This window comes from Faecalibacterium sp. An58 (genome assembly GCF_002161515.1).
GTDB lineage: Bacteria > Bacillota > Clostridia > Oscillospirales > Ruminococcaceae > Faecalibacterium > Faecalibacterium avium.
This window is the reverse complement of sequence record NZ_NFHX01000018.1, coordinates 1-20,253: the sequence shown is the minus strand read 5'-3', so window position 1 is coordinate 20,253 and position 20,253 is coordinate 1. Positions and strand designations below refer to the sequence as shown.

Sequence of the window (20,253 nt, the reverse complement as noted above, 5' to 3'; positions counted from 1 at the left end):
AAAGACAAGCCCCCTGCCCGGAAAACGGCAGGGGGCTTTTTGGCTGTGTGGGAAAACGGCTTTATTCGATGCCGGTGACGGTGTAGTCCTTGTCCTCCACGGCCTTGGTCAGGGCGGCGTCATCCACAGCTTCGCTCAGGGTGACCACTGCGGTGCCGGCCGTATGGCTGACCTGGGCCGACTGCACCTGGGGCAGGGCCTCCAGGGCTTTTTTGACGGTGGCCTCACAGTGGCCGCACATCATTCCTTCGATCTTGATGGTCTTTTGCATGGTAGTTACCTCCGTGTTGATGGGGCACGCAGTCTGCCGCGGCGCAGGGGCGGGAGGCAGTTCAACGGCCCGGATGGGTTTATCTTTTTTGGCGCTGTGCAAATCGAACAGGTTCAGCCGCAGCGCATTGGACACGACACAGAAACTGGACAGGCTCATGGCCGCCGCACCGAACATGGGGTTCAGGGTGAGCCCCAGCGGAATAAAGACGCCGGCTGCCAGGGGGATACCGATGACATTGTAGATGAAGGCCCAGAACAGGTTCTCATGGATGTTGCGCAGGGTGGCCCGGGACAGCCGGATGGCTGCCGGCACATCCGACAGCCTGCTGTTCATCAACACCACGTCGGCCGCATCGATGGCCACATCGGTGCCGGCGCCAATGGCAATGCCGGTGTCGGCCCGGGTCAGGGCGGGTGCGTCGTTGATGCCGTCCCCGACCATGGCCACCTTGCCCTTTTCGCTCAGGGCCCGGATGACGCTCTCCTTGCCGTCGGGCAGGACCCCGGCGATCACCTGGTCCACCCCGGCCTGCCGGCCGATGGCCTCTGCGGTGCGCTGGTTGTCGCCGGTCAGCATCACCACACGGATGCCCATCTGCCGCAGCTGCCGGATGGCCTCGGGGCTGTCCTCCTTGATGGTGTCAGCCACCGCAATGACACCCAGCAGTTTCTTCTCGCCGCCAAAAAACAGCGGGGTCTTGCCCTGCTCTGCCAGCTGCTGGGCCTGCTGGGCCAGAGCGGCGGGCACCTGGGTCTGGGTCTGGATAAAGCTGAGGCTGCCGCCATAGATGCTGCGTCCCTCCAGCCGGGCGGACAGGCCGTTGCCGGGCAGGGCGGTGAAATCGGTCACGGCAGGGGCTTGCAGGCCCTGCTGCGCGGCATAGGCCAGTACAGCTTTGGCCAGGGGATGCTCGCTCTTCTGTTCCAGGGCGGCGGCCAGGGTCAGCAGCTCCTGCTCGGTGACCCCCTCCACAGGGACCATCTCGGTCACCTGCGGCTCCCCCTTGGTGATGGTGCCGGTCTTGTCCAGGGCCACGATCTGGGTGCGGCCGGCGGCCTCCAGGGAGGCTGCGGTCTTGAACAGGATGCCGTTTTTGGCGCCCATGCCATTGCCCACCATGATGGCCACAGGGGTGGCCAGACCCAAAGCGCAGGGACAACTGATCACCAGCACCGAGATGCCCCGCGCCAGAGCAAAGGCCAGATCCCGGCCCAGCAGCAGCCATGCGAGGGTGGTGATGACGGCGATGGTGATGACGGCCGGCACGAACACCCCCGACACCTTATCAGCGATCTTGGCGATGGGAGCCTTGGTGGCCGCCGCATCGCTGACCATCCGGATGATCTGGGACAGGGTGGTGTCCTCCCCCACCCGGGTGGCTTCACAGCGCAGGAAGCCGGACTGGTTCACGGTGGCCGCCGAGACAGCGTCCCCGGGGGCCTTGTCCACCGGGATGCTCTCACCGGTCAGGGCGCTCTCATTGACTGCGCTGGCCCCTTCCAGCACCACGCCGTCCACCGGGATATTCTCCCCCGGCCGGACCACGAATTGATCTCCCCGGCGCACCTGCTCGATGGGCACTTCCACTTCCCGGCCTTCCCGCAGCAGAGTGGCGGTCTTGGGCGCCAGCTTCATCAGGCTTTTGAGGGCGTCGGTGGTCTTGCCCTTGCTGCGGGCCTCCAGCATCTTGCCCACGGTGATGAGGGTCAGGATCATGGCAGCCGACTCAAAGTACAGCTCCATCATATATTCCATCACCCGGGCGGTATCCCCGTGCAGCTGGGCATCGGTCATGACGAACACCGCATAGGTGCTCCACACAAAGGATGCGGTGGAACCCAAAGCCACCAGGGTGTCCATATTGGGGGACCTGTGGAGCAGGCTCTTGAAGCCGCTGATAAAAAACCGCTGGTTGATGACCATGACGATGCCGGCCAGCAGCAGTTCCACCAGAGCCACCGCCAGATGGTTGCCCGCAAACCAGGCAGGCAGGGGCCAGCCCCACATCATATGCCCCATGGAAAAGTACATCAATACCAGCAGAAAGCCCAGGGACGCGATCAGCCTCTGCTTGAGTTTGGGGGTCTCATGGTCGGCCAGGGCGTCCAGGGCAGCGGCGGCGGGCTGGGCCTGGGCTGGCCCGGCGGCTTTGGGGCTGGCCCCATAGCCCGCCTGCTCCACCGCCCGGATGATGTCCTGGGGGGAGGCGGTGCCCTCCACCCCCATCGAATTGGTCAGCAGGCTGACCGAACAGGCCGTCACCCCCGGCACCTTGCCGACCGCTTTTTCCACCCGGGCGCTGCAGGCAGCGCAGCTCATCCCGGTGATCGTATATTGTTCCATCTTGTTCTCCTCTTGGTCAGGAGGCCGCTTTATTTCATCAGCCGCTGGATCACCCGCACCAGCTCATCCACGCTCTCATAGCGGCCGGCCTCCAGGTCGTCCACCACACAGGTGCGGATGTGCTGGGCCAGCAGTTCCTTGCAGAAGCTGTCCAAAGCCTTGCCGACAGCCGATGCCTGGAACAGAATATCCGGGCAGTAGGCGTCCCGCTCCACCATCCCGCGGATGCCCCGCACCTGGCCCTCCACCCGGTTGAGGCGATTGATCAGGTCCTGGTATTCCTCGGGGCTGCGGTGACGGGTGCGGGGGGTGCCGTGTATGGTGGTCACGGGATAGCCTGCATCCGGCTGCTCAGTCTCGATTTGCTGGGCGGCGCCGGCAGGGATCTTGTTTTCATTTTCCATTTTATGGTCCTCACTTTCCTGTTGTCTGGCACCAAAGGCAGTCCCTTTGGAGGTGCGGCCCATTCCACCGCACACCCCTGGGGGTACTTGTGCATTCAGTATACCATGGAACGACCCACAAAACAAGTGGGAATTTATACCCATACCCCCTATATGTGTGAAAAAACAGTGAAAAAGAGGAGACGCGCCGTGCGTCTCCTCTTTTTTCATGCATCGTACAGGCGCAGGCCGGTCAGGCTTCCTCGCCGTTCTGCTCCGCCCCGGTCAGGGCCAGCTCTTCCTGGTAAAAGACGCCCAGAGGCCCGATGTAGCTTTTCTGCCAGGGCTTGGGCTTGCCCAGATAGTGGATGACCACCGTATTGCGGCGCACCCAGTCCAGGCTGAGCTTTTCGGACGGAGTGGCGCTGCACCGGATGTACAGCCGGTCGGTCATGTTGTAGATCCGGCTGTCCAGCACCAGAGCCCGGTCCCCAAACAGGGCGGTCAGGATGTCCTGGTCGGGCAGGATCAGGCGCTTTTTGTATTTTTCGGCATAAGCCCGGATGTCCTCCAGCCGCAGCGTGCGGCGCAGCTCGGCCAGGTTGAGCATCAGCACCCCCGAATTGAGGTAGCGCACTCCCTCGTCCAGCCCCAGCCGCACCTGGTTGATCCGGTCCAGAAACCTGGTGGTATGGCTGCAGGCCATAAAGGCCGAACCGGCAAAGTCGGAGGTATAGAGGGGCTCCAGGCTGTTGAGCACCACTGTATCCACATCCAGATACAGCACCCGGCCCAGAGTGTCGGGCAGCAGCAGAGGCGCCGCCAGCCGGTAATAGATCTGCAGCGGGTAGCGGCTGGACTCGGGAAAGCCCTCGAACAGTCCATCCGGCACCTGCACCAGGGTACAGCGGTCGGCAGGGCGCAGGATCTGGCGCATCTGCATCGCATCCGCCCCGGTCAGGTCGGAGTGGAGCACATAGATGTCGTAGCGGTCCGCACCCCCATGGCGGAGGATGGTGGCCATGCACTGCTGCCACAGGGGGATGAATTTTTGGTTGATGGAAAATAGTAAGTTCATATCTCTATTGTATCCAGACCGATCGTTTTATATACCTGCGGCCCGGGGCGCAGGCGCCCTCAGGCCCGTCTCTTTTTGGCGGCAGCCTCTGCGCGGGCGGCTTCGGGGCTTGTCTTGGCCGCTTCCAGAAAGCCGCTGGAAGCATAGATGCGGCACAGCCCCTGGCCGATCTGGCGCAGGCTCCGGGCTTCCGCCACCGCCATCCCACCGTCTTTCAGACTGGGCAGATGGCCGGCCAGCATATCCTTCAGCCTGGACTCGAACTGATCCAGAGTGGCGGCCTTGTAGACCGATCTGCCGTCCTGCAGCCAGTTGTCGTACACCGGGATATCCCGCAGCAGGGTGGGGATGCCGCAGGCCAGGGCCTCCAGCACCACGATCCCCTCGGTCTCCTCGTGGCTGAGGAACACAAAGGCGTCGGCCCCGCAGTAGGCGTCGCAGAGTTCCTCCGCGTTGACATACCCCGCAAACAGCACATTGCCGGGCGCCGCCTCCATGGCCTGGCGGATCTCGTCGGTGAGCAAGGCGTCGTCGGTCTGGCCAAACCAGATGAACCGCACCTGGGGCATCCGCCGGGCCAGCTCCACAAAATCCGGCAGGCCCTTGCGCACCATCCAGTGTCCCACCGAAATGACGCACTTCTGCCCTTCTCCCAGGCTGTACCGGGTGCGGAAGCGGGCTGCACGGTCGGCGTCCGGCTTGAAAAAGTCGGTGTCGATGCCATTGGAAAGGGTGTAGATGGGCCGTCCGATCTTGTAGCCCATCAGGATGCGGCGGGAATAGACGCTGGGGGTGATCACCACATCCCCCTGCCGGTAGCACAAAATCAGCCACCGCTTGAACAGGGGGGCCAGCAGGTTGGATCCCAAAAAGCTGTTGCGGAAGTCCTCCATGGTGGAGTGACCATAGTAGACCACCTTGCACCCGCGGGCATGGGCCCGGGCCGCCGCCAGCAGGGCGCTGGGCAGCACCGTATTCAGATGGACCACGCATTCCCGGGCTTCAGGGCCCGCAGGCGGCAGCTGGTCCACCAGGGGCAGGCCGGCGCTTTTCAGGGCTGCGGTCTGGTGTTCCAGGGCCTTGCCCACGCCGCTTTTGCGGACGGTATCGTAGCCGCCATGATAAATGCAGACAGACATGATGTATTCCCTTCTTGTACTGGCAGGCAGCGCCTGCGTAAAATGGTCACAGCAGCCGCAGGATGGCGTTCATGGCCACCGTCAGGCCGGTGCTGTAAGCCGCAATGGCAAAGGGCTTGCAGGTGAGGATGATGAGGGTGAACTGCCGCCACCCCATGGAAGTGGTGCCCGCCAGATAGCACAAAAAGTCATCCGGCGCCACCGGGAAAAAGATGGCCAGGGCAAACCATTTGGCAAAGCTCTTTTTGCCCAGCCAGCCGTCGTATTTCAGCAGCAGCTTGCGGGGGAACATCCGCTCCAGCAGAGGGCGGCCGCAGTACCGCGCCACCCCGAAGGCCGCCATGGACCCCGCGCAGATCCCCAGATAGTTGTAGGCAAAGCCGTACCACGGGCCAAACAGCACCACACCCGCCAGGCATCCCAGCCCGCCGGGCAGAATGGGGATCACCACCTGGATGGCCTGGAACGCCACAAAGGCCACAGCGGCCCATACGCCCAGTCCGGCCACCCAGGCCTGCAGCGCTCCCAGGTCGGTCAGCAGGCCCTTTTGCCAGGCCCATACGCCCAGCCACAGGCACAGGAAAAAACAGGCCCCGGACAGAGCCGCCGGCACGCCGGCGGGCAATCCCCCGTTGAGGGTGCGCCGCCGTTCGATGGCCTCACTGTACACCTGCATGGCCTGGGCGGCAAAATGGCCGGCAGAGTACCGTTCGGCCGTGGCCAGGGCCCCCGCCCGCAGGCTGTCGTTCCGCGTCCCGGACAGCAGCACCTCCAGCGCCTGATGGAAACCGGCAGCGTCCTTCCACTGCCAGCCGTTGACCCCGTTTTCCACCACGCCCTCCAGGCAGGGGTCGGCGCGGACGATGGCAGGCAGGCCACAGGCCAGCGCCTCAAAATAGGTCAGGCCCTGGGTCTCGCTTTGGGAGGCACACACAAAGGCGTCGCCTGCCTGGTAATAGCGCACCACCTCGCCGGGAGGCACCATCCCCGCAAACATCACCCGGTCCACAAGACCCAGGTCGGCGGCCTGCTGTTCCAGCTGGGCCCGCACCGGGCCGTCCCCGACAAACAGCAGCAAAGGGCGTGTGTCCGCAGGTTCCCTGGCCAGCAGGCGCAGCAGCTCCCCGTGGTTCTTCTCGGCAGCCAGGCGGCCCACCGACACCAGGATCTTCTCCTGCTCGGGCAGGCCCAGGGTCCGGCGCAGAGCGGGCTTGTCCTCCGGCCGGATGGGACGGAAAGCGGTCAGGTCGATGCCGGTCGGCACGGTGTAGACCGGGCAGCTGACCCGGTATTCCTGCAGCAGGCCGGTGACCTTGTTGGTGGGCGCCAGGATGGCGTCGCACCGGCCCGACACCAAGCGGGTAAATTCCTTCACCGCCGCCCGGCCGCACCGCTCGCTGGGGATCACATAGCGGGTGTAATCCTCATAGACGGTGTGGTAGGTATGCACCAGCGGGCAGTTGCACCGGCGTGCCAGCTGCCAGGCCGGCAGGAAGGTGGAAAATTCACATTGTGAGTGGATGACGTCCGGGCGCCAGCTTGCCAGGGCTTTCAGCCAGCGGCTCCAGGCCAGCAGCCGCACCCGCGCTCCGGGGTAGACACGGTCGGCGCTCATGCTTCCCAGATAATAGACGCCGTCTTCTTCATAAGACTGATTGGTGGACGACAGGGTCAGCACCCGGACGTCGTGCCCCTGGGCCAGCAGCTCCCTGCGCAGCAGGGTCACCGAACGCACCACGCCGTTCACGGCCGGGGTCCACCAATCGGTGGTGAGCAAGATCTTCATGGTTCAGCACCTCCGTAACAGAGTTTGTCTGAGAAAGCCGCTTCTTCCTATAAAACGAATCAGAAGCCGGACTTTTTGCAAAAATATGGAGAGTCCCAGTCCGTTTTCGGCACGAAAGGGCCGGCGGGCAGTGGGTGCTGTCCGTCGGCCCGATGATTCCGGTTTTATTTTAGCAGGTTTTTGAGCGCTCTGCAAGGCAATTTACCTATTCTTTGCAGCTTTACACCTGTTTTTATAAAATTCCTTAAGATTTTCACATCTGTGCAAAGAGGGTGCAGCCGCCCCGCCGCAGCCAGGCCAGCAGCGCCGCGCAGCCTGCCCCCAGCAGGCCGCAGCAGACGGCCAAAGCCCCTGCCGCACCCAGCACCGACTGCATCCCCCACCAGATCAGACAGAGCACCATCAGGACGCCCCATCCGGCAAACAAGGTCAGCACCGGCGCCGCGCCGCCTTTGACGGCAGCAGTCTCGTTGGTCCAGTGGAGGTTGGGCAGCCGCAGCCCCAGCGCCAGGCCCATCGCCCCGCTGAACAGGACATACAGACCCGCACCCAGCAGAGCCAGCACCCCCTCCCAAAAGCTCCCCCCTGTCACCCACAGCAGGCAGAGCATGGCAAAGGCCGCGGGGGGCAGCGTACAGGCCAGATGGAGGTCCAGCTTGGCCCGCAAAGCCTGCCAGGGGGTCACCGGCAGGCTTTGCAGCAGCCAGAGGGTCTTTCCTTCCAGGGACACCGAAGGCGGGGTCAAAAGGTTCATGGAGGCCACGGCGCACACCGAAGCGCAGCCCAGCGCCGGGCCGTATCCTGCCGGCAGCATCGCCAGCACGGCCGACAACTGTCCCGCTTTCCACAGAGCCGCCGCCCCCATCGCCGGCAGGAACAGACTTGCCAGCATCCCGTTGACCAGATAGCTGGTGCAGCTGCCCAGCCGCCGGAACTCCCGCTCCAGCAGCGCCCTGCGCAGGCTGTGGGCGCGGATGGCCCCGGCCCGGCTGGCGGAGCGGCGGGCTCCCCGGTGGGTGGTCATCAGCCGCAGGTAGCTGCGGCGCAAAACCAGTCCCACGGCGCCCAGGACCGCCAGAGACACCGCTCCCAGAACGGCCAGGGCGGGCAGATCGCCCACCGCAGCCTGCCCCAGCAGATACAGCACCCAGGCGTCGGCCCGCAGGCCTCCGGCAAAGCTGTCCAGATGGGTCATCAGCCAGATCATCCCCTGCTGGATCCCAAAGTGGGCTCCAAAGGCAAACCCCAGCACCAGCACCGCGTACAGCAGGCTGAACAGGGGTTTGAACCGGGTGATCCGCTCTCCCAGCAGGGCCGCGGCCCATCCCGCCAGGCAGGCCGCCGCCAGCACCAGACAGCCCAGGAACACCGTCACCGGCACGAGGGCCAGAGCGGCGCTCCACGGGTGGGCTCCAAACAGCAGGTACACCCCATACGCCGGGACCAGGATCACGGCCAGGTAGCCGGTGCCCGTCAGCCAGACACAGCCCATCCGCACCGCCAGGATCATCCCCGGCGGGATGGGCAGCGAGAGCAGCAGTTCATTGTCCCGGGGGCGGTACAGTTCCCCGTAGGCCGCGAAGGCTCCGCCCATCACCCCCACCAGCCAGGCAGGCACCAGCAAAAGCACAAAATACAGCCAGTCCAGCCCGGCCTGGGTGAGAGGGACGCAGACCAGCCAGGCCAGCAGGCCCACGCTGCCCGCCACGGTGAGCAGCACCAGCACCATCAGCGCCCCAAATCCGATCACACGCCAGCCGGTGCGGCTGCGCCCGGTAGCGGCGTTCCGGCGCAGAAAAGCGGTCATCTCCAGCAGCTGTTTTTTCAGCATGGCCCGCAGCAAGACGCTCATCCCTGCCCCTCCTTTTCCTCGACCAGTTCCAGAAAGACTTCTTCCAGCGAGTCGTCTCCCCGCACTTCCTCCATCGAGCCGGCACGCACCAGTCTGCCGCCCCGGATGATGGCCACTTTGTCACACAGCTTTTCGGCCACCTCCAGCACATGGGTGGAGAAGAAGATCGCTCCGCCCCGGTCGCACAGACGGCGCATCAGCTGCTTGAGCTGGTGGGCCGCCTTGGGGTCAAGACCCACAAAGGGCTCATCCATCAGCAGCAGTTTGGGGTCGTGCAGCAGGGCCGACAGGATGGCCAGCTTCTGCTTCATGCCGTGGGAATAGGCGCTGACCGGTTGAGCCAGGTCCCCTGCCAGCTCAAACAAAGCGCCGTATTCCTCGATCCGCTCTGCCCGCAGCGGCCCCGGCACCCCAAATACATCCCCGATGAAGTTGAGGTACTGGATGCCGGTCATATACTCGTACAGGTCGGGGTTATCGGGGATGTAGGCCATCTGCCGCTTGCAGGCCAGCGGGTCGGTGCGGATGGATATCCCGTCCACCAGGATATCCCCGCCCTCGAACTGCAAGATGCCGCAGCAGCTTTTGAGGGTGGTGGTCTTGCCTGCTCCATTGTGCCCGATGAAGCCGTAGATCTCCCCCGGGCAGATGTGCAAAGACAGGTCATCCACCGCCTTTTTATCCCCATACGTCTTGGTCAGATGCTGGATACGCAGCATAAAGCGCCTCCTGTCCGATGGCAGCTGCCATCATTTAACATTCATGTTAATTGTGAGCCGATTATAGCAGAAAGACTCCGCCCTGTCAACGGGCAGCGTACAATCTTTTTGATATCAAAATCATATCATTTTATTCTGCATCTGTCAAGAGGGCACAAAAAAGCGGCAGGCTGAGCCTGCCGCTTCCTGTCTTTTATTCAGTCGTCACCGCCACCCGGCGGATGCCATAATAGCCAAACAGCTCTGCCGCCGCCGGGCCGATCGTTTCACCGCTGACCGCAATGGGGATAGCGGGCGGGCAGGCCACCGTGGGCAGCGCGCAGACCCGGCCCACCGCCTGCTCCACCGGCACAAGGGCCTGTCGGGCAAACACCGCCTGACGGATGGTGCATTGGGGGCGCGCCTGTTCTTCCAGACGGACCCAGAGGCCGGGGGCCGGCGCATTCCGGCGGAAAGCGCCTTCTGCCGGGGCTTGGACCGCCGCTTTCACCCCCTGCTCCACCCGCTCATAGTCCAGAGGGCGGTTGCCAGGAGCGAACATCAGCACCACATACTGCCCGTCGGCGTATTCGCATTCCACTTTATGGACGCGGAGAAGATCCGCCAAAGCCCGGCCGCTGCGGCCCAGGGCGTTGGCATCCAGCACCAGTTTGAGGGGCTCTGCGGGGCGTACCAAGCCGGGGGCCAGACGAGCCAGGCGGGCTTTCAGGCCGTTCACCGCTTCCACACAGGCAGCCAGCTCTCCCGGCCATGGCCCTGCCAGCGCACCGGCACACAGGTCCAGCGACTGCATGATCAGATAGGACGGGCTGGTGGAGCCAAACAGGCACATGGCGCCCCGCACTGCCGCCGGTTCGGGCCGCAGCAGGCCGTGCCCCAGGTGCAGATAGGCCCCGCCGGTCAGCACCGGCAGGGTCTTGTGGGCCGAGTCGCAGCACAGGTCCGCCCCCTGATCCAGGGCGTGGCGGCTGCCCCCGGGCAAAAACCGCAGGTAGGCCCCATGGGCGTGATCCACCAGCAGGGGCGTCCGATGGGCATGACAGACAGAGGCCAAAGCCCCTACATCCTGCATCCCGCCCAGGTAGTCGGGGCTGGTCAGGTAGACGCCGAAGGGGCTGTTCCCCGTCTGCTCCAATCCGGTCAGGGCCGCATCCAGGGTTTCCGGGGACATCGGACAGGCGCAGAGGCTGCCGCCCTGCCCGTCTGCCGGGGGCCACAGCCAGCGGATATCGAAATCCAGCAAGGCCGCAGCGTACAGCAGAGCCTTGTGGGCATTCCGGGCCGCCAGCAGCACCGGTCTGCCCTGCCCCGCCGGGGCAGCCTGGAGAGCCAGGAACAGCATGGCCCGGATGCACTGGGAAGAACCCTCGGTCCCATAAAAGGTGCCCGCAGAACCGAACAGCCGGGCGGTATTGGTCTCGCTTTGGGCAATGATCCCCTCCGCCTCATACAGCTCGTCCGCCCCGGCGATCTCGGTCAGATCCCAGGCCTCACAGCCCAGCGGGCCGTGACCCTTGTGCCCCGGCATATGCAGCCGGGATATCCCTGCTTCGGCATAGGCCCGGACAAAATCCGCAAGAGGGGTGGCGCTCATTCGCACCCCTCGCCGTCGGCACAGGCGGTGCAGGCGCCGCCCACCTGGATGGGCACCTCGATGCCCTGGGCTGCCAGGTCCTGGTTCTCGGCCACCTGGATCATGATGGCGCATTCGATCCGCTTTTTGAACAGCTCGCAGCCATACTCATACACCCCCGAGATGCTGCCGGTGGCGTGGTAGGCGTTCGCCGCGCAGCCGCCCGAGCAGTACAGCTTGGCCCAGCAGTCCTTGCATTCGGGCCGGGCATAGGCGTTGCAGTGGCGGAACTCGTCCTGGGCTGCCGTGTTGGTGACCCCTTTCCAGATATCTCCCAGCAGGTATTTGGGATCGCCTACAAACTGGTGGCAGGGGTACAGGTCGCCCCAGGGAGTGACGGCCATATACTCGGTGCCCGAGCCGCAGCCCGAGATCCGCTTGTAGATGCAGGGACCGCCGGTCAGGTCGATCATGTAGTGGTAGAAGGTGAAGCCCCGGCCCTCCCGGTCCCGGCGCAGCATCTCCTTGGCCAGCAGCTCGTACTGGTCCAGCAGGACGGGCAGGTCCTCCTGGGTGAGGGCGCAGGGATCGTCGGGCTTGGAGACCACCGGTTCCATGCTCAGCTCGGTAAAGCCCAGATCTGCCATGTGGAAGATATCGTTCGTAAAATCGGTGTTGGCATGGGTGTAGGTGCCCCGGATGTAATAGTTCTTGCCGCCGCGGGCCTTCACCAGCTTCTGGAACTTGGGCACGATGGTATCGTAGCTGCCGCGGCCCGCATAATCCACCCGCAGCCGGTCGTGGATCTCTTTGCGGCCGTCCAGGCTGAGCACCACGTTGCTCATCTCCTGGTTGCAGAAATCGATCACATCGTCGTCGATCAGCATACCGTTGGTGGTCAGGGTGAAGCGGAAGTTCTTGCCCGTCTCCTTTTCGCGGCCGCGGCAGTAGGCCACCAGGTCCTTGACCATCTGCCAGTTCATCAGGGGCTCGCCCCCGAAGAAGTCCACCTCCAGGTTGCGGCGGGTGCCCGAGTTCTCAATCAGGAACTCCATGGCCCGCTTGCCCACCTCCAGGCTCATCAGGGCGCGCTCGCCCTGGTAGCGGCCCTGGGCCGCAAAGCAATAGGAGCAGTTCAGGTTGCAGGTATGGGCCACATGCAGGCACAGGGCCTTGACCACATGGCTGCGGTTTTTGAAATCAAAGGCCATGTCCTCGTAGATATCGGGGCTCCACAGCTTGCCTGCCGCTTCCAGCGCGGCCACATCGTCGATGCACTGATCCAGGTCTGCGGCGGTGACATCGGGGCGGGCGGCGTATTTGGCCAGCAGGTTGGCGGCCAGCTGGTCCCGGGGCATTTCCTTGTACAGGGCAATGACGTCATAGGCCACGTCGTCCACCAGATGGACCGAGCCGCTGCAGGTATCCAGCACGATGTTGTATCCGTTGAGCTTATACTGATGTACCATTCTGTCCTCCGTAAAGCACAAAACAGCCCACAAAAAAATGCCGCCCGGCAAAGGCGGCATCCGATGGGGCCAAGTTTACTTGTTTGCGTTCTCGCACTTCTGGTTTGCCACGCCGCAGGAAGTCTTGCAGGCAGACTGGCAGGAGGTCTGGCACTCGCCGCAGCCGCCGGTCTGGACGCTCTTGGTCAGGTCGCGGGTCGCAATGGTCTTGATTCTCTCCATGGTATGTACCTCTCTATTCTCTATCGTTTACGCTGGAAACTGCGCCGGGCGGGCGCACCCACAGCACGCGTATCTTGTTTGATATGATAACACGGTTTGCCCCTGCTGTCAAGGGCTGCCATCCTCAAAGGAGGGCAGGCCGGCCAGCACGGTGTGGACTCCCAGCTCCCGGGCGCGCTGCAGCAGATACCGGTAGCGGCACAGCAAAGCCTGCCGCTCATAGATCCGCTGTTCCACCAGGTCCGGGTCCACCTCCAGATTGAACATCATGGCGTTGCGGCGCAGGCAGTACAGGCATTCTTTCAGTTCTTCCTCCAGTTCGGGGTGATAGCGCTCATGCTCCATATCCCGGTGCACCCGGGGGGACAGCAGGCTGGCGCGGCTGGCAGCTTCGGACATGGCAGTCTCCTCCTTGCTCTTTTCTCGCAGCTGGGTCGTTTATCCCATTCTACGCTTTGGGGCTGGCAAAATATGCCGATTTTTTTATTTTGGGGGTTGACATTGCCCCTCCCGGCGGCTATAATATAGAGCGTCGGCAGCAAACGCTGGCCCGCAAAACAGAATACGATGGGGATTTGCATAGTGGTAGTGCGGTAGACTCTGACTCTACTTGTGGGAGTTCGATTCTCTCATCCCCAACCATGCCTCGTCCGATGGGACGGGGCTTTTTTGTTGTCTATTTTTCCGCAGCGCCAAAAAGCCCGCCCCGGCGGGAACGCACGGGGCGGGCAGGAAGGTTTTATGAAATCAGAAGGTATGGGATTTATTCGCAGCGAGAATCTCAGAGCAGGGTGATGCGGCCTGCGCCGTAGGGGTTCTCATAGTCCAGCAGATAGCCGGCATAGTCGGCCAGGGGGCTGTTGGCGCTGGTGATGCTGCCGCCGTTGAACAGCATGGCGTAGCTGGACAGCACCAGGTAGTCCTCCGAGACGTAATCCTTGACCAGGGTAGCGCCGTCGAACATGGCAAAGCCGTCTCCCAGGCTGCGCAGGGTGTAGTTCATGCCGGCCATGTTGTAGGTGCGGGCGGGGTCCAGAGGCTCATAGGCGCCGGTGGCCTTGTTGTAGATTTTGATGTTCTGCACACGGGGCGTACCGGTGGCAGGGCCGGTCCAGACGTTCTGGTCGTCGGTCTGGACGGTGTTGGGGATATCGGTGTGGATCTCATAGGTCGCGCCGGCCACCTGCAGGAAGCCGCCGTTCTCCTGGCCCGAGCCGGCGTAGCGCGCGCCGAACTCCAGGGCGTTCTGGATCTGCGCGCCGGTGACCGACATCAGGCAGGCCACGTTGCCGAAGGGGCTGACCGTCTTGCAGGTCATGTAAGTCCAGTCGCCTGCGGGCACGTCGGCGCGGATGCCGCCGCCGTTCATGATGGCGATGTCGCAGTCCAGCTGCTCGATCTCATTGAAGTAGGCATAGATGCCGTCGGCCACCAGGTCGCCCATGTTGGTCTCCTGCGAACGGATCAGGCGGTCGCCGGTGACGGGATCGTTGATATAGAAGTTGACCGGGCTCTCGGCGATCTTCTCGCCCAGCATATCGTCCACGGCGTTGATCCAGTCGGTCTGGAGGATCAGGGTCTCATTGAAGGGATTGACGTTGGTGGAGGAGATCAGCTCGGTGGTGAAGTTGCGGTCGGTGTCGATGGTCATGCGGCCGATATTGCCCAGATAGCAGCCGGTCTGGGTCAGCAGCACGGGGTTGCCCTCGGCATCCCGGACCGTCTCCCCTGCCATGACGGTGTGGGAGTGGCCGTCAATGAAAGCGTTGAAGCCCACCGTGTGCTGGATGACCTCGCGGCTGGTCCAGGGAGAGGAGGAGCCGTCCACACCCAGATGGCCCAGGCCGATGACAAAGTCGGCGTAGAGCCATGCCTCGTCGATGGCCTTCTGCACTGCGTCGTAGAGGGCCTGACCGTCATCGCCGCCGTCGATGCCATAGATGAACTCGTTCTGGCCGGCATCCATAAAGTAGGCCGGGGTGGATTTGGTGATGGTCTCGGGGGTGGTGACGCCGATGAACGCCAGGATGCGGCCGCCGCGCCAGAAGTACTTGATGGAGGGCAGCACCTTCCGGCCGGTGCGCAGATCCTTGAAGTTGCAGCTGATGTAGGGGAAGTCGGCCTCCTCGTTGACGATGGTCAGGATGCGGTCCATGCCATAGTCGAACTCATGGTTGCCCAGGGTGGCCAGGTCATAGCCCGCCGAGTTCATCAGCTTGATGATGGAAGCGCCTTTGTCCATGGCGCCGTAAGCGGTGCCCTGGATATGGTCGCCGGCATCCACCAGCAGCACGTCCATGTCCGCATCTTCGTAGCTCTTTTTGAGAGCTTCGATGTTGGCATAGGTCAGCTCAGGGGCCTCGTTGTCAATATAGGTATGTACGTCATTGGTATACAGGATGGTGATGGGATGCTTCTCAGGCGCAATGAACAGGCCGTCCGCAGCCAGCGGGGCGCCCGTGAGGCCGAGAGCCGCAGCTGCACCCGTGGCAGCGCCGGCGGTTTTCAGGAAATTACGACGCGATATGTAATTTTTCATCGGAACATCCTCCTCGTTCGGTTGTTTGTGGTTTTGGTCAGCTCTGTGCCGCAGGCTATAGAAAATACCCGCAGTACCACTGCTATAACAATAGCATAAACGCGGACCTAAAACAAGACCCAAACCGTCAAAAAACGGTACTTTCTGCCAAAATAGGAAAACATCTTGGGCAGTATCGCCAAAACCGGCCAGAGATTTTCCCCGCCCTGTCCCAAATAGAAAAAAGCGCCCCGCCCGCCCGGAAAACCGGGGCAGGCAGAGCGCCATACAGGCACGATTTATGCGTTGGGACGGGCCGGCTCGAAGTCCACCTTGCCCAAGTTGACGTCGGCGCGGACAATGGTGATCATCAGGCTGTCGCCCAGATTCCAGGACTTGCCCGAGACAGGGTCGGACAGGCGCACGCCTTCGGTCAAAAGCGCGCCGGAGGGGGTCAGGCTGCCCACAGGGACAAAGCCCTCCACGCCGTTGTCCAGCTCCACAAAGACGCCCCGCTGGGTGACGCCCGAGATGGTGCCCTCGCGGCATTCCCCAATGTGCAGGCGGGCGTATTCGGCCTTGTAGCAGTCCTCGGCCCTGCGCTCGATCTGCATGGCCACCACTTCCTGGGCGCTGGACTGCTTGCTGACCTTTTCGGCAAAGTCGGCATAGCGCACCGTCAGCGTCTCCTTGTCGGTGCCGGACAGCAGGTCGGTCAGGATGCGGTGGATGGCCAGATCGGGATAGCGGCGGATGGGGCTGGTGAAGTGAGCATAGTCTTTCAGCACCAGGCCGTAGTGGCCCTTGGGCTGGGCCTGGTATTCCGCCTTGGACATGCACCGCAGCAGGCCGGTGTGGATGATCTTTTCATAGGGGGTGCCCTTGACCCCTTCCAGGATGGCGCTCAGCTCTTTGGGCTGGGGCACCTCAGCTGCAAAGTGGTCGTTGATGCCGCAGGCCTTCAGCAAAGTGTGCAGCCGCTCCAGCTTCTCACTGTTGGGCTCCTCGTGCACACGGTAGACAAAGGGGATCTTGCGGGTGCGGGCGAAATGGGCCGCGCACTGGTTGGCCAGCAGCATGAACTCCTCGATCATGGCCTCGCTCTCCCCCTGCACCCGCTTTTTGACGTCGATGCACCGGCCGTTCTCGTCCAGGATCAGCTTGACCTCGCCGCTCTCGATGTCCATGCAGCCCCGCTGGCGGCGCAGGCCGGCGCGCAGGCCGTACAGCGCCTTCATGGCGGGCAGCTGGGCAGCCACCTCGGCGTATTTGTATTGCAGCTCGGTGTCGGCGGTGCCGGCCAGCAGGGCGTTGATCTCGCTGTACACGCCCTTGACCCGGCTGCGGATCACCGACTTGACAAACTTGTAATCCACCAGGTTGCCCGTCTTGTCCAGGTGCATCAGACAGGAGAAAGCCAGACGCAGCTCCCCTTCGTTCAGGCTGCAGATGCCGTTGGACAGCTGCTTGGGCAGCATGGGCACCACCTGGTCCGCGTAGTAGACGCTGGTGGCACGGCTGAACGCCTCATTGTCCAGCTCGGTGCCCGGCTTGACATAGTGGGACACGTCCGCGATGTGGACCCCCAGCTCAAAGCCATCGGGGGTCTGGTTGAGGCTGATGGCGTCGTCGATGTCCTTGGTCTCGGCGCTGTCGATGGTAAAGATGGGCAAGGCCCGCAGATCCATCCGGCCGGCGGTATCCGCCTCGGAGACCGATGCGTCCTCCAGCTTTTTGGCTTCCTCCCGCACCTTGTCGGGGAAACGGACATGGACATCCCGGTCATACAGCAGGGCTTTGGCGCAGCGCTTGGCCTCCTCACTGGAACCAAACCGCATGGTGACAGCCACCCGGTGGTCCTCCTGGCGGGTGCCGCGGCTGCGGATCTCCACCGCCACCTTGTCCCCGTCCCGGGCGCCGCCCTCGCCGTCCCGGATGATCTGCATCGAAATGGCAGGGCAGGCATCGGGCACGAACACCAGACGCCCGCTGATCCGGCGGGCGGTGCCCACCAGGTCGTTCTTTTCCTCCAGCACGGCCAGGATCTCACCCTCGTCGCTGCCCTCCACCCGGGGATGGGCCAGTTTCTCCACCAGCACCCGGTCTCCCGGCATGGCGCCCTTCATCATCCGGCCGGGGATAAAGATGTCCCCTGTGCCGTCCTCCAGCATGGCAAAGCCAAAATTCTTGCCCAGCTTGACCAGGGTGCACACCAGGGCCTTATCCTTCCGGCCCGAACGCACCGTAAAGAACACGCCCTCGGTCTGGCAGACCACAGCCTCCCGGACCAGCTGGTCCAGCGCCTCCATCACCTTGCGGTCGGCAGCGCGGTCTCCGCCGAATTTGACTTTCAGGTCCCGCACTGTACAGGGCTGCATCTGGATGGCCCGCTCGATCTTGTCTCTCATTGGCATATCAAATACTCTCCTTCACATCCTTCTGCGTACCGCCTGCTGCTTCGGGCGGACGCGCTGCCAGGCCCGGGGCCGTGCCCGGGCACAAAAACAGCCCCGCTTTTCCTGCGGGGCCTCTCTGGCGTGCCGTGCCGGCACACCTTCGGGGAAGCCAGTTTCTGCGCCCTGTATCCCCTGTTGTGGTTTGCGATCCTCGCTGTTCCGTCCGGGTTGCGGTACCCTGAATTTCCGGCGCGCATGCAATACGCTTGAACATTCAGACCGCGGCCCCTGCTCCGCCTCGCCTGTTTCGTCCGCTGGACGCGGCTCGGCTACGCAGCCACAGGACGCGGCAAAGCATGTCAGCCCAGGCGGCTGGACAGCACGCAGGCGGCGATCGCCACCACGAAGAAGATCACACCGGCGATGCGGGTCACTTTGGCCAGCATCTGGTCGGCGGGGCTCAGGCGGGTAGTATTGGCGCCCTGCATCCCGCCGCCAATGGCGCTGGACAGGCCCTGGCCGTGGGTGTGCTGCAGCAGGGTCAGCACAATGATCACAAGTGCAACGATCAGCAGAACAACGCCGCCGACAATCTCATAAACCGTCATGTGTAGAACGCTCCTTTAAACTCCCGGGCAGCCCGCTGGGCCAGCCCCCGAATCGATTTGCATGGAAATACCTTTATAGAATAGCACAAGATCCTGTCAAAAGCAAGATGCTTTGGAGCTATTCCTGTTCCAGCAGCCACAAAGCTTCGCACACCTGGGCAAAGATCCGGGCGCTGGAGCACACGGGGTCGGTCTGGCCGTCCTGCAGCACCACCACCGCATACCGGGGGTCCTCCGCCGGGCAGAACCCCGCAAACCACAAATTCATCTTCTCCTCCCCTTCCGCAGTGAACTGGCCGGTCTGGGCGGTGCCGGTCTTGCCGGCGGCACTGCCATGGATGGGCGCGCCCTGCCGGCCGGTGCCCTCTGCCACCACCCCCGTCAGCAGCTGCTGCAGCCGCTGGGCGGTCCGGGCCGAAAACACCTGCCGGGCAGCGGGGATGGCGCCGCTCTCCACCACTTCGCCGCTCTCTCCATCCAAAACAGCCAGCACAAAGCTGGGGGTACGGCAGACGCCGCCGGCGGCAATGGTGTTCATCATGGCGGCCACCTGCAGGGGAGTGGCCAGCAGCTGTCCCTGTCCAAAGCTGAAGTTGGCCAGCTGCCCCGAGGCCTCCAGCGTCTCCAGGGCGGGCAGTTCCCCTGCCGCCCCCTGCAAGCTGCCCGCCACCGGCGTGTGCTGGCCAAAGCCCACAGCCCGGGCCGCTTCCAGCACCCGCTCGGCTCCCAGCTGCTGCCCCAGACGGATGAAATAGCCGTTGCAGCTCTGCTCCAGGGCGGCAGCCAAGTCCACCGTGCCATGGGCGGTGCCCGAAGCACAGCGGAACACCTGTCCGTCCACCATGGTATAGCCGGGGCATTCCACCACAAGACCGTCCAGTCCCGCCTCGATGGCGGCAGCCGCCAGCACCGGCTTAAACACCGAGCCCACCGCATAGGCCGCCAGGGTGCGGTCCAGCAGAGGGCTGCCGGGCTGATCCAGGCTGGCGGCCACATAGTCCGGGTCGTAGCCAGGCAGGCTGACGCTGGCCCGCACCTGGGCGGTGTCCACATCCAGCACAAGGATACAGCCGCTGGTCATGGTCTGTGCCGCCACCGCCTCCACCGCCCGCTGCACCGGCCGGGAAATGGTCAGCTGCACATCCGCCCCTTCAAAGCCCGCCCGGGTGTAGAGGGGCTGGGTCCCCTCCACCAGACGCCCCTGGCCGGTCACCTCGCAGGTGATGGTATCCCGGCTGCCGCTGCCCGCCAGCTGGCGGTCCAGAGCGGCCTCCAATCCTGCCACGCCCCGCCCTTCCCCGTCCAGATAGCCGATCAGGTGCTGGCACAGGGGCGCCTGGCAATACCGCCGGACCGACGGGTAGGCATAGACCCCCAGCGCGGACACATCCCGGCTGACCTCCAGCAGAAAGGGCGCCGCGGCGTTCCTGCGCTGGTACAGCGCCGCCTGCCCTGCCGGCGTGGCCGCATCGTACAGGCGGACATAGCTGCTCTCCCCCGGCAGACAGAGGGCATACCAGCCGGTCTGCAGCCCGGTGAGGGGCAGGCCCTGGCAGTCATAAAATGTGCCCCGCCGGGCGGGCATACTGAGGGTGACGCTGCTCTGCCCCGCAGCGCGGGCTGCATAGCCGGTGTTGCTGGCGGCCAGATACAGCCTGCACAGCACCACTACAAACAATCCCACCAGCACCCCATACAGAGCGGTGATCCTCCGTACAGACAAAAGCCCGCACCCCCTTTGCAGACAGTGTGGGCCGGACAGGGTCCGGTTATTCGTAAGCGCTCAATAATCCCCCGTGAGGGATAAAGAAAAGAGCTCCCATAAGGAACTCAAATCGGTTAAAATTATTTGAGTTTGCAATACTCGGGTAGGCTTTCGGCCCAGGGGAGCAG

15 protein-coding genes and 1 tRNA gene are annotated in these 20,253 nt (G+C 63.5%); 1 reads left to right on the top strand and 15 read right to left on the bottom strand.

Annotation, left to right across the window (positions count from 1 at the left end):
• Positions 1-61 precede the first annotated feature (61 nt).
• The 11 genes from B5G12_RS10335 to B5G12_RS10285 form a co-directional block, all read right to left on the bottom strand.
• Positions 62-2,617: a heavy metal translocating P-type ATPase gene (locus B5G12_RS10335; RefSeq protein WP_087324869.1), complete on the bottom strand. Its 2,556-nt coding sequence runs from the start codon at positions 2,615-2,617 to the stop codon at positions 62-64.
• Positions 2,618-2,646: 29 nt separating this feature from the next.
• Positions 2,647-3,021: a metal-sensing transcriptional repressor gene (locus tag B5G12_RS10330; protein WP_087230438.1), complete on the bottom strand. Its 375-nt coding sequence runs from the start codon at positions 3,019-3,021 to the stop codon at positions 2,647-2,649.
• A gap of 232 nt (positions 3,022-3,253) precedes the next feature.
• Positions 3,254-4,078: a glycosyltransferase family 8 protein gene (locus B5G12_RS10325; protein WP_087324868.1), complete on the bottom strand. Its 825-nt coding sequence runs from the start codon at positions 4,076-4,078 to the stop codon at positions 3,254-3,256.
• 59 nt (positions 4,079-4,137) lie between these two features.
• Entirely contained in the window at positions 4,138-5,217 is a 1,080-nt protein-coding gene (locus B5G12_RS10320; protein WP_087324867.1) for a glycosyltransferase, read from the bottom strand.
• A 46-nt stretch (positions 5,218-5,263) separates the two neighbouring features.
• The gene (locus B5G12_RS10315; protein ID WP_242956009.1) at positions 5,264-7,003 is read right to left on the bottom strand and encodes a glycosyltransferase; all 1,740 of its coding nucleotides are present in this window, start codon (positions 7,001-7,003) and stop codon (positions 5,264-5,266) included.
• 253 nt (positions 7,004-7,256) lie between these two features.
• Positions 7,257-8,855 carry a hypothetical protein gene (locus tag B5G12_RS10310; RefSeq protein WP_087324866.1) on the bottom strand — a complete coding sequence of 533 codons (1,599 nt, stop codon included), beginning with the start codon at positions 8,853-8,855 and terminating at the stop codon, positions 7,257-7,259.
• Positions 8,852-9,574, bottom strand: a complete 723-nt coding sequence (locus B5G12_RS10305) for an ABC transporter ATP-binding protein (protein WP_087324865.1) — start codon at positions 9,572-9,574, stop codon at positions 8,852-8,854. The genes B5G12_RS10310 and B5G12_RS10305 overlap by 4 nt, the downstream gene beginning before the upstream one ends.
• Positions 9,575-9,767: 193 nt before the next feature.
• Positions 9,768-11,168, bottom strand: coding sequence for an Orn/Lys/Arg family decarboxylase (locus tag B5G12_RS10300; protein WP_087324864.1), 1,401 nt, complete (start codon positions 11,166-11,168; stop codon positions 9,768-9,770).
• Positions 11,165-12,616, bottom strand: coding sequence for a thioether cross-link-forming SCIFF peptide maturase (scfB, locus tag B5G12_RS10295; RefSeq protein WP_087324863.1), 1,452 nt, complete (start codon positions 12,614-12,616; stop codon positions 11,165-11,167). Before scfB ends, B5G12_RS10300 begins: the two co-directional genes overlap by 4 nt.
• 75 nt (positions 12,617-12,691) lie before the next feature.
• Positions 12,692-12,838, bottom strand: a complete 147-nt coding sequence (gene scfA / locus B5G12_RS10290; protein ID WP_087230457.1) for a six-cysteine ranthipeptide SCIFF — start codon at positions 12,836-12,838, stop codon at positions 12,692-12,694.
• Between the two features lie 108 nt (positions 12,839-12,946).
• Complete coding sequence (locus B5G12_RS10285) at positions 12,947-13,237, bottom strand: DUF2508 domain-containing protein (RefSeq protein ID WP_087230460.1); 291 nt, start codon at positions 13,235-13,237, stop codon at positions 12,947-12,949.
• 169 nt (positions 13,238-13,406) lie between these two features.
• Between B5G12_RS10285 and B5G12_RS10280 the strand changes: the two genes are divergently transcribed.
• Positions 13,407-13,480, top strand: a tRNA-Gln gene (locus B5G12_RS10280).
• A 139-nt stretch (positions 13,481-13,619) separates the two neighbouring features.
• On the opposite strand, the gene B5G12_RS10275 is transcribed toward B5G12_RS10280, so the two are convergent.
• The 4 genes from B5G12_RS10275 to B5G12_RS10260 form a co-directional block, all read right to left on the bottom strand.
• A complete protein-coding gene (locus B5G12_RS10275; protein WP_087324862.1) occupies positions 13,620-15,377 on the bottom strand; it encodes a bifunctional metallophosphatase/5'-nucleotidase in 1,758 nt (585 codons plus the stop codon).
• Positions 15,378-15,655: 278 nt separating this feature from the next.
• Positions 15,656-17,770 carry a ribonuclease R gene (rnr, locus tag B5G12_RS10270; protein WP_087324861.1) on the bottom strand — a complete coding sequence of 705 codons (2,115 nt, stop codon included), beginning with the start codon at positions 17,768-17,770 and terminating at the stop codon, positions 15,656-15,658.
• A 341-nt stretch (positions 17,771-18,111) separates the two neighbouring features.
• Positions 18,112-18,360 (bottom strand): preprotein translocase subunit SecG, encoded by a 249-nt coding sequence (gene secG / locus B5G12_RS10265; protein WP_087324860.1) that lies wholly within the window; start codon positions 18,358-18,360, stop codon positions 18,112-18,114.
• 118 nt (positions 18,361-18,478) lie between these two features.
• Positions 18,479-20,083 carry a peptidoglycan D,D-transpeptidase FtsI family protein gene (locus tag B5G12_RS10260; protein ID WP_087324859.1) on the bottom strand — a complete coding sequence of 535 codons (1,605 nt, stop codon included), beginning with the start codon at positions 20,081-20,083 and terminating at the stop codon, positions 18,479-18,481.
• Positions 20,084-20,253: the final 170 nt, after the last annotated feature.

What these genes read in the sequence shown, in the direction of transcription:
- B5G12_RS10335 (WP_087324869.1), bottom strand. Translation starts at nt 2,617, where the DNA reads ATGGAACAATATACGATCACCGGGATGAGCTGCGCTGCCTGCAGCGCC.
- B5G12_RS10330 (WP_087230438.1), bottom strand. Translation starts at nt 3,021, where the DNA reads ATGGAAAATGAAAACAAGATCCCTGCCGGCGCCGCCCAGCAAATCGAG.
- B5G12_RS10325 (WP_087324868.1), bottom strand. Translation starts at nt 4,078, where the DNA reads ATGAACTTACTATTTTCCATCAACCAAAAATTCATCCCCCTGTGGCAG.
- B5G12_RS10320 (WP_087324867.1), bottom strand. Translation starts at nt 5,217, where the DNA reads ATGTCTGTCTGCATTTATCATGGCGGCTACGATACCGTCCGCAAAAGC.
- B5G12_RS10315 (WP_242956009.1), bottom strand. Translation starts at nt 7,003, where the DNA reads ATGAAGATCTTGCTCACCACCGATTGGTGGACCCCGGCCGTGAACGGC.
- B5G12_RS10310 (WP_087324866.1), bottom strand. Translation starts at nt 8,855, where the DNA reads ATGAGCGTCTTGCTGCGGGCCATGCTGAAAAAACAGCTGCTGGAGATG.
- B5G12_RS10305 (WP_087324865.1), bottom strand. Translation starts at nt 9,574, where the DNA reads ATGCTGCGTATCCAGCATCTGACCAAGACGTATGGGGATAAAAAGGCG.
- B5G12_RS10300 (WP_087324864.1), bottom strand. Translation starts at nt 11,168, where the DNA reads ATGAGCGCCACCCCTCTTGCGGATTTTGTCCGGGCCTATGCCGAAGCA.
- scfB (WP_087324863.1), bottom strand. Translation starts at nt 12,616, where the DNA reads ATGGTACATCAGTATAAGCTCAACGGATACAACATCGTGCTGGATACC.
- scfA (WP_087230457.1), bottom strand. Translation starts at nt 12,838, where the DNA reads ATGGAGAGAATCAAGACCATTGCGACCCGCGACCTGACCAAGAGCGTC.
- B5G12_RS10285 (WP_087230460.1), bottom strand. Translation starts at nt 13,237, where the DNA reads ATGTCCGAAGCTGCCAGCCGCGCCAGCCTGCTGTCCCCCCGGGTGCAC.
- B5G12_RS10275 (WP_087324862.1), bottom strand. Translation starts at nt 15,377, where the DNA reads ATGAAAAATTACATATCGCGTCGTAATTTCCTGAAAACCGCCGGCGCT.
- rnr (WP_087324861.1), bottom strand. Translation starts at nt 17,770, where the DNA reads ATGCCAATGAGAGACAAGATCGAGCGGGCCATCCAGATGCAGCCCTGT.
- secG (WP_087324860.1), bottom strand. Translation starts at nt 18,360, where the DNA reads ATGACGGTTTATGAGATTGTCGGCGGCGTTGTTCTGCTGATCGTTGCA.